Raw genomic sequence first — 7,385 nt, 5'->3', positions numbered from 1 at the left:
GGTTTTGTTTTCTTTCTGCTACTCTCCAGTATTGGTCTAATTTTTTTAAATTGTTCTTTACTTATATCGCTTGGATAGCTTTTTTGCATAGATATACCTCTTTCTTAACTATGCTTATTTTACCTCATATTTTCGAGATCCTTAACAGGCTCTTAGAGAGAGGGGAAGAGACGCATGCGGTAATGGTAACAGACAAGGGTTTAATCTACAGAGAAGAATTTTTTACGTCATTGTCAGCAGTAGCCAGAAAAATAATGGGAATGAGCTACAACGGACCTTTATTATTCGGGATGCGTGATAAAAATGGGAGCTGAAGAGGAGAAAATGCTAAAAGAAGTAAGGTGTGCGATATATACGAGAAAATCAAATGAGGATGGACTAGAGCAGAAGTTTAACAGTCTTGATGCGCAGCGAGTAGCATGTGAAAAATATATAAAGATCAAAGAAGGCTGGGTAGCATTGACCAAAAGGTACGATGGTGGAGGATTTTCAGGGAAAAACTTAGAAAGACCAGCGATAAAGGAATTATTTGCAGACGTGAAAGGAGGAGAGATAGATTGTGTAGTAGTATATACTCTGGATAGGCTATCAAGGGAGACAAAAGACAGCATCGAAGTAACGTCATTTTTTAGAAGGCACCGAGTAAATTTTGTAGCAGTAACACAGATATTTGATAATAATACGCCAATGGGAAAGTTCGTACAAACGGTATTATCAGGAGCAGCGCAACTAGAAAGAGAAATGATCGTAGAAAGAGTAAAAAACAAAATAGCAACATCAAAAGAACAGGGATTATGGATGGGAGGAACTTTGCCATTTGGGTATGATGTAAAAGATAAAGAATTAATAATAAATGAGAAAGAAGCGAAAATAGTAGGGCATATATTTGAAAGATATTTGGAACTGAAGTCAATGGCAGAGTTGGCAAGAGAGTTAAATAATCAAGGTTACAGAACAAAAGTAGATATCTTTAAAAAAGCGACGGTAAGGAGAATAATAACAAACCCAATATACATGGGAAAGATAAGACATTATGAGAAAGAGTATGAAGGAAAGCATGAAGCAATCATAGAAGAGGGAAAATGGCAAAAAGCGCAAGAGTTGATAAAGAATCAGCCGTATCGAGAAGCAAAATATGAGGAAGCATTGCTTAGGGGAATAATTAAATGCAAGAGCTGCAATGTAAATATGACGCTGACGTATGCAAAAAAAGAGAATAAGAGATATCGATATTATGTGTGCAACAATCATTTAAGGGAAAAAAATTGTGAATCAGTAAATCGAACAGTAGTAGCAGGAGAAGTAGAAAAAGAGGTAATGAAAAAAGCAGAGCAATTATATGAAAAATGGGGAGAAAAAGCGGAAGAGTGGAAAAATTCAAGTTTTGGAAAGCAGAAAGAAATAGTGAAAGAGTTAATAAAAACAGTATTAGTGAAAGAAGATGGAATAGAAGTGTGTTCAGACAATAAGGTAGAATTTATACCAATAAAAAAGAAAGGAAATAAATGCACAGTAGTAGAACCAGAAGGAAAAACAAATAATGCGCTACTGAAAGCAGTGGTAAGAGCCTACCTGTGGAAACGTCAGCTAGAAGAGGGAAAATATAGAAGTGTGAAGGAGCTTAGTGCCGAAATTAATATAGGTACAAGACGTGTGCAACAAATTTTAAGGCTGAATTATTTAGCACCAAAGATTAAAGAAGATATAGTAAATGGGAGGCAACCAAGGAGTTTGAGGTTAGCTGATTTGAGAGAAATACCGATGCTGTGGAGTGGACAACTGGAAAAATTCTATGGTCTTAATTTATAAAAGCGACAGTATGCGCCAGAAAACTGACACTTTAAAAATTTTGGTAAATCAGTTAAAAACTTAACTATATAATGAAAATAGCAAAGATCTTTAATTCGTGTGTAAAAAAGCTAAAATAGAAATCACTGTGCAAGACAAAACCCTTCTAATAAACTTTCTTCCAAATCATATTTTGATAGTAAATCTGGCAAAGAAAATACTACAGGTGAAAAAGAAAAACCGCTAATGCTACAAAGTCTGGCTGGTAGCCTGCTATTGGTAGATGGAATTTACTGTTCTTACTACATACAACGACTTACTGTTTCTTTGAAACTTGAAACTCCTATTATTTTGTCAAGCTTTGTCAAAGGCGTTTTTTCATTAGACTGACTTATTGATTCAGAATGCATTAATTCTCCAGATCTTTCAAAATATCCTTGCTCAATAGCATAGTAGACCCAATACTTACCGAGCCTGCAATCATTGCCTAACTCTTTTTCGCGACCTTTGAATTTTTCTAATATTTCCTCTCTATTACTCACTTCTACTATAATTTTGCTTTTATCTTGTACGTCAGGATACAGTCTAACGTCTACATTTCCTAAACTGGTATAGAAAGTTAATACTATACTGCTACCTTCTGTAAGCTCTGTGTAATACCTTATACCGTTTTCGGTTATAATTTCCACCTCACTTTTGCCAATTTTTATTATATCCCTTCTATATGATTCCTGGATTAGTTCCAGATTTCTTGTTCTATCTGTGATTCTTGCGACATCTATTATACTATCCTCTGAGTATTCTAAGTAAGATACATTATTATCGATTTTTCCATCATATAGTTGACCGCTAGTAGCATCCCTTGCAATTCTAAAAATATCTTCAGCATTACTAACATACTCTAAATGAGAACTGATCATATTAGCTTTATGAGCTTTGAACTTTAATTCTATCGTATCAATGACTTTTAAACTTTCTGACCTTTTTAACTTTGCCCCTCTTGATATTAATGTACATACTATATTACTAGCAATTTCATAATTTTCTCCCAGTTGAGCAATTTTTTCTAGTATTTCATCTGTGCAATAACACTCTTCACCCTTGGCCAAATTTAGTCTTATTCCAGAAGATATGATTTCGTTTACAACTTCTTGTAATTCAATCATGCTTTTAGCTTTTACTACCTTACTTAAAAACTCATTGCGTTTAGCAAGGTAATTTATTTGATAAATCTCTGATAAGAAACTATCGCATTTTTCATAATTGTCTTGTTTGTTACCTATAAAATCAGCTGCTCCTGCTTTTAAGAGCAAGTCTTTTACATTAGGAAATTGACGAGATGGCCAATCAAGAAGTACTGAACTATCATCCTTAACATTTAAAACTATCTTTAAGTCGTTGTCATTTTCACATTGATTTAAAAACTTCCTTAGATTTTCAACCTCTGGATCATAAGCACTATCCCAATCTTCATCAGAAATTGTAGCGAGAAGCATTTTACCTAGTTGCTTTCTTAATTTTTTTTGACTATTAGTTAATAAACATTCTATAATATTGCCATTATCAATTGCAACTTGTAGTGGAGTTTTTCCATCGTTATTTTTTGTGCTTAAATCAGCTCCTTTGCTTATGAGCAAATCCATAGTTTTTCTGCTATAATCACCACACTTAGCAGCATAATAGTGTAAAGGTGTGTTACCTTTTTCATCTTGTATATTTGGATCAGCTTTTGCATCTAAGAGATACCCAAGATCTTCACGTCCACCGGAATAAATAGCAGTATCATGCAAAAGTGTTTTACCTTTATTATCCTGCATATTTAGATCAGCACCAGCTTTTAGAAGAGAAGGAATAACCTCGTCGTGTTCGAGAAACACGTTCAATATTGTTGTCCCTAGATGTCCTCTTTTTAGATTAAGAACGTGCCTAAGGTCTTCATTTTTCTCATTACTTTTTAAAAAGTGCTTAAGATTTGAAAATGAGTAATAATCCTTCAGATTGAAATCTTTTATAATACTATTTAGTAGTGCTTGATTTAGCTTTTTTTGACTCTCTTCCAGTTTTAAGTTAGGTGAATGAATAAACCACTCGTCTACTAGATCCTCCAGATACTTTTTATCATCAATCAAACTTCTATCAGCCCAAAGTAAACCTCCCTTAATGAATTCATAATAACTACCTACTTCGGCAGTTACTACGCTAGGTTCTCTTGACTTTTTAACCATGATGACACCTCCTAACTTGAACAGACAACACGTTATATATGATTTATATCATATAAGTCAAGCCAATTAAACATAATTTTAATGTCCTTGAATACAACTCCTGCAAGCGGGAGAGACAAGAGGATTACTTAACTCACCTTTTCTCTGCACTGGAATACTCAATTTTTCTGTTCTATCTTTTGTTTTTGAATAAAGTTCTCTGAAGTTTTCTAAGCAATTTTCAATTGTTTTTAAAGCCAAAAACCCTTTCTGTTCTCTTTCACTGGAATAAAGCAATTCCAAATCTTCTTTCTCTCGTTCTATATTGGATAATGTTTCATTTATGAAGGTGACCAGCTCTTCATTTTTACTCAAACAAGTGGTCATTTCATCAGAAAGAGTATTATTTGTTTGAGTAAGCGAGTTAACTTTTTCCATTAATTCTTTTGTTTGATTATTCATTTCTTCTATAACTTTTTGTTTTTTTAACAATTCTTCAACTTGATTTAGCATTTTCTTTTGTAATTGTTCAACATAAGATGGGCTAAGAGAACGTTCTCCCTTACATTTTATTTTATTTAAATTATAATCTAGTTTTGCAGGGCAAGCATCTTTCTCTGCAATTTTCTGTTTCATAATTCGGCATTCTTCCATAAGAAGATCTAATTGATTTTTAAAATTGTCTCTTTCCGCTTTCAACATCTCAATCTTAGGATTATTGTGTTCACTAACCTTCATTTTATCATTAAGATGACCTAACTGATTCTTTAATTCCCTGATTTCACTGTCTTTATCATTTAACTCTTTGTTTTTTAATGTGCTCAATTTTTGTATTTTTTCTTCTTGGCTTTTTAACTCTACTTCTAATTTTTCCTTTTCTGTTGTTAATTCAGAAATGTTCTTACATTCATCATCCAATTGTTGTTTTGTACCAATTATCTCTTTATTTTTCTGCTGTAATTGATTGTTTAATTCTTCCACTTGATTGTTTGCAGTTTCTTTAGCTTTTTGCTCCAGAATGAGCTCTTTTTCTAGCTCTAGCCCTTTTTGAGCAAATTTATTTTTCCTAGCCTCGATTTCTTTGTTATTACTAATTATTTTATATGAAAGCACAACTACTAAAACAGTTACGACGGTAAAAGCTGAGCTTAAAAATTCAACTGAAGACAAAAAATCGAAATAAGAGGATTCAGACAGTGCTACAGATGCAAGCAACATAAAGGTGGCAAAAGCACTAGCTATGATATAAGATGTGTGTTTCATTGGATAGATTTCTCATTGCGATAATTACATTGTTAGAAGGAAGCAAGTTATAAAAAATTAACACAAACCCAAACTCACTGTACATTTTCTACTTTCAGCCTTCAAGCACTGCCAAAAGAATTTTACTATCTTTTTTAGCTTTCACAAGGTAAAAGTCAATAGTTATAATTGCTTGAAGTATTATTGACGCTTAGTTATTCTAAGTTGATTAAATAATTAGCTCAGGCCAAAGTTTAAGGTGGTCAATAAAAATTTGTATTGGAACAGGCGGTATGAATAGAAACATTTTGCAAAGGAAAAGTCTAAAATCATCATCTTTGGAGAACAAGTTGCAACCTAATCCTGAAGAGTTGAGCGGTGTGTGTGACTCTGATTGGAGAGAGAGAAAAGATGAGAGTGAGAACAAGAATTTAGAACAGGAAAGTGATGTTTCTAATATGATTGGTTTTCATACATTGGGTGACACGTTTGGTAGTCTTAATAGTTTCCGTATTTCAACTGGTACACTTGATGAATTAGGGGCACAGGGACTTTCTTGGGATGGTTACCTTCCGAGCTATACTAATGAGAGTATTGACTCGGGCATGGTGCAAGAGACATCGACTGAAAATGTATCAAGTCCTATTTCCAGTGAAGAAAGTTTTTTTACTGATGAAAATGAAAGTGAACCATATGAAAGCCCTAATAATAGCATTTTTATGTATTTAAATAGTACTAAATTTGATGTAAGTAAAGATGGTATTTATACACACGATGATCCACAGCACAGTGAATCACTGATTTCAGGAAGTAGAACTCCAGGCAATTCGCCAAGAATTCCTCAAGCAATCTGTTTCAGCGCTAGAGATACAAGTAAAGGTGAAGAATTAATTTACAAAACTTCAAGCTATAATCCATCGCAGAAAAATTCTAAAAGAAAGAAGATCTTTTTGTGTCTTACAGTATTGTCATGTACTCTTTTTTTTGGATCACTAACTTCTTCATTTTTAGGAAAGCCTCTTATCTCTGATCAGAAAAGTAATCTCATGTTATTGGCAATTTTGGGTGCTGCTTTTGCCATTTTAGGTTCTATTGCCCTAGTTCTATATTGTTATACTCAACCTAAAGAAAACAAACCACTTGATGCATTAGATCAAGTTAGTACATGTATGCTAAAACCAATATATTATCACCATAGGTTTGTGCAGCCATTTATCGAGGTACAGGATGTTTATGCGGTAAAAGGATACCGGCATATGAAGGTATAGTTTAGCAAAAATTGGAGATATTATGAGGAATTTAAAATGCGGACTTGGGAAGTATTAAGCTTATCGTTTTTGATGTTAAGTAGTAGTTTTGTACATGCTAGTGGAGCATTAGTATCTTCATGCGATAAAATACCTTCAGGTTATAGAGGCAAGGTTTTTAAAATTAAGACTGATTACCTAGCTGAAACGAGTAATAAAGAAAGACCATGGGAATGCATATCATTTAAAGAGGAACCACAAAAATACGCCTATACAACTTTAAAGTATATATATGATGGGAATATAGACTGCGATTTTGATTTACATTGCAATAAGGTTGCTAATTGGTATCATGCGCCATGGATGCACTACGGGATAAATGGTAGAGAATTTGTTAATGGTTTAACAAGAGAACGATCCTTTAAGCCTGGTGAATTGCATAATGATCAAAAATCCATGCTACAAAATTGGGCAATTTCTATTGTTAATGAGCAAGGTAGCTATACATATGGGCAAGTCTGGAAAGATATAAACAATCCTGATATTACCAAAGGGGAATTCTTAGATGGTACAGTAAATGCAAAATTAGTATTTACAGAAGCAACGGAGGATGATATACCAACTCTTAAAAACAGCATTACTTGGACTGGTTACGTAAATCAGTCTGAGAACCTGTTAAGGATCTCGAAAATATGAGGTAAAATAAGCATAGTTAAGAAAGAGGTATATCTATGCAAAAAAGCTATCCAAGCGATATAAGTAAAGAACAATTTGAAAAAATTAGACCAATACTGGAGAGTAGCAGAAAGAAAANAAAACCAAGGAAACTTGATTTGTATGATGTATTTTGTGCAGTGCTATATGTCCTAAAAAGCGCCTGCCAGTGGAGAATGCTGCCAAAAGA

7 protein-coding genes are annotated in these 7,385 nt (G+C 33.5%); 5 read left to right on the top strand and 2 right to left on the bottom strand.

Annotated elements, in window-relative coordinates:
- The coding region (locus tag OZD63_RS06105; RefSeq protein WP_410543734.1) for a DUF2924 domain-containing protein at positions 1-314 on the top strand (314 nt) is incomplete at its 5' end.
- A 10-nt stretch (positions 315-324) separates the two neighbouring features.
- Entirely contained in the window at positions 325-1,809 is a 1,485-nt protein-coding gene (locus OZD63_RS00340; RefSeq protein WP_274979962.1) for a recombinase family protein, read from the top strand.
- Positions 1,810-2,090: 281 nt separating this feature from the next.
- Here the strand turns inward: OZD63_RS00340 and OZD63_RS00335 are convergent, their stop codons facing one another.
- Both OZD63_RS00335 and OZD63_RS00330 read right to left on the bottom strand, forming a co-directional pair.
- Entirely contained in the window at positions 2,091-4,013 is a 1,923-nt protein-coding gene (locus OZD63_RS00335) for an ankyrin repeat domain-containing protein (protein WP_275007793.1), read from the bottom strand.
- 78 nt (positions 4,014-4,091) lie between these two features.
- Positions 4,092-5,255: a coiled-coil domain-containing protein gene (locus tag OZD63_RS00330; RefSeq protein ID WP_275007791.1), complete on the bottom strand. Its 1,164-nt coding sequence runs from the start codon at positions 5,253-5,255 to the stop codon at positions 4,092-4,094.
- Positions 5,256-5,527: 272 nt separating this feature from the next.
- On the opposite strand from OZD63_RS00330, the gene OZD63_RS00325 reads away from it, so the two are divergent.
- The 3 genes from OZD63_RS00325 to OZD63_RS00315 form a co-directional block, all read left to right on the top strand.
- Complete coding sequence (locus tag OZD63_RS00325) at positions 5,528-6,502, top strand: hypothetical protein (protein ID WP_275007789.1); 975 nt, start codon at positions 5,528-5,530, stop codon at positions 6,500-6,502.
- Positions 6,503-6,538: 36 nt separating this feature from the next.
- Positions 6,539-7,177 carry a hypothetical protein gene (locus OZD63_RS00320; protein WP_275007787.1) on the top strand — a complete coding sequence of 213 codons (639 nt, stop codon included), beginning with the start codon at positions 6,539-6,541 and terminating at the stop codon, positions 7,175-7,177.
- Between the two features lie 35 nt (positions 7,178-7,212).
- The coding region (locus OZD63_RS00315) for a transposase (protein WP_275007795.1) at positions 7,213-7,385 on the top strand (173 nt) is incomplete at its 3' end.

Source organism: Wolbachia endosymbiont of Drosophila leontia (genome assembly GCF_028981785.1).
Lineage (GTDB): Bacteria > Pseudomonadota > Alphaproteobacteria > Rickettsiales > Anaplasmataceae > Wolbachia > Wolbachia pipientis.
Note: the sequence above shows the minus strand (reverse complement) of the source record. Positions and strands in the feature narration are given on the sequence as shown.

Coding starts and splice junctions, on each gene's coding strand:
- OZD63_RS00335 (WP_275007793.1), bottom strand. CDS start 4,013: ATGGTTAAAAAGTCAAGAGAACCTAGCGTAGTAACTGCCGAAGTAGGT.
- OZD63_RS00340 (WP_274979962.1), top strand. CDS start 325: ATGCTAAAAGAAGTAAGGTGTGCGATATATACGAGAAAATCAAATGAG.
- OZD63_RS00330 (WP_275007791.1), bottom strand. CDS start 5,255: ATGAAACACACATCTTATATCATAGCTAGTGCTTTTGCCACCTTTATG.
- OZD63_RS00325 (WP_275007789.1), top strand. CDS start 5,528: ATGAATAGAAACATTTTGCAAAGGAAAAGTCTAAAATCATCATCTTTG.
- OZD63_RS00320 (WP_275007787.1), top strand. CDS start 6,539: ATGCGGACTTGGGAAGTATTAAGCTTATCGTTTTTGATGTTAAGTAGT.